General features: G+C 64.0%; 3 protein-coding genes. All 3 read right to left on the bottom strand.

The window, feature by feature from the left end; all coding sequences use genetic code 11:
• Positions 1–250 precede the first annotated feature (250 nt).
• Positions 251–547: a hypothetical protein gene (locus FV233_RS29435; RefSeq protein WP_147853189.1), complete on the bottom strand. Its 297-nt coding sequence runs from the start codon at positions 545–547 to the stop codon at positions 251–253.
• A gap of 46 nt (positions 548–593) precedes the next feature.
• Positions 594–974, bottom strand: coding sequence for a tyrosine-type recombinase/integrase (locus FV233_RS29440; RefSeq protein ID WP_246690146.1), 381 nt, complete (start codon positions 972–974; stop codon positions 594–596).
• Between the two features lie 77 nt (positions 975–1,051).
• Positions 1,052–1,436: hypothetical protein (locus tag FV233_RS29445; RefSeq protein WP_246690147.1), on the bottom strand; the 385-nt coding region annotated here is incomplete at its 5' end.

Below are 1,436 nucleotides of genomic sequence, written 5' to 3' on the forward strand. Positions count from 1 at the left end.
GAGCCTTGCTACCGGATTAAGTCTGATGGTTGCGAGCGTGCTGCTCGGGAAGGAGAACTCGCTCTCGTCTCCTAAGAAACCTCAGTTGAGCGGGTCCTAGCGTGCAACCAGGCGGCCTATAAAAATCCGCTGCCTGAGTACCCTTAGAAGGCGTTCGCCCGTCGGATGTGGCCGACCACGGTCCGCGGATCCCGGTGGCCTGACTGATCCATAATCCGGGCAAGATCAGCGCCCGCGCTCGGCTATCATGTCATACCCTTTCTTCGCCGGGTGTCGGCTCAGCCGCGGCTGCTCCCACTTCTGGTGACGCCCCGCCGCTTGGTGGAACAGCATGATCCCGATCTATCAGCTGTCCCAGAAGGCTGAGAAGCTCCTCATGCTGAGGACTATGGGGCGCTTCGAGCAGAAACGGTCCGATCTCGATGCGAGACACCGCACCGCCGGACGGGCCGTTCGCTTCATGCATGATGAACACGTCCGCCAGCCTTTCACCGCGGCAGAGTAACCAGCGATCGCCGTTGGGGCTTGTGTAGATCGGCAGGCGCATGCTCAGCATCGTCAGGACCTCACGGGTGGTACTTCGCTTTCAACGCTTAAACGCCGAGAAAGCGTGCGCTGCTCTCGCTCGGCCGCGCATGCAGGTAGCGCCCTGTAGTCGCGTCCGAGGCATGCCCCAGCGTGGCCTGCACGAAGTGTATCGGCGCTCCGCAGTCCAGGCTGTGCGAGTCGTGGGCATGCCGCAGATAATGCGCCGAAACCTCGGCCTGCAGGCCAGCGCGCGCTGCAGCCGCCTTCACCACCCGGTGAACTGCGCTCGGGTCGAGTGCCCCGCCCTTTCGCACCAGGAATGCGGGAGCGTCGGCAGATGGAGTGGCCAAGCTGTCTACTCCAGCCCTCTCGCGCAGCGCCGCCAGCACCTTCCACGTCGCGGCCGACAGCACCACCACCCGGGTCTTGTCACCCTTGCCGAGCACCGTCGCCTGGCCCGGCAGGACGCCACTACGGCGGGCCCACGACAGGTAAGCATCTCCAGTTCCTTGTCGATGCGCCTCTATTCGCGTCGCGCCACAGTTCCTGACCCCGCAAGGCTGATGCCGCGCTTACCGCCGGTCGAAGGGATGGCATCCGCCCACGCGCTCGGGTTTTGTCGCGAGAGATCGTGTAGCGTATTCCCGACGAAACCTGCGACGCGCCGAAGACTGGCACCCTCGCAGGTGATCGCGATCTGCATCCCGAGTTGGCGTGTGTGGCTGCGCCCATAGAGGTAGACGGCCGGCTGCGCCCGCGTGGCTTCTGGGATGCCTTCAAGCTGATCAGACAGTGCCTCTGGTTCTGCGCGGTAGAGTCGGTTGATCATGTCGGTCGGCACCGGGCAGTCGGCGGCGGGATCCTCAGAGCTGACAGGGAAGACTCGGTTCACGGCGACACCTGTAAAC

It is taken from the genome of Methylobacterium sp. WL7 (assembly GCF_008040085.1).
Lineage (GTDB): Bacteria > Pseudomonadota > Alphaproteobacteria > Rhizobiales > Beijerinckiaceae > Methylobacterium > Methylobacterium mesophilicum.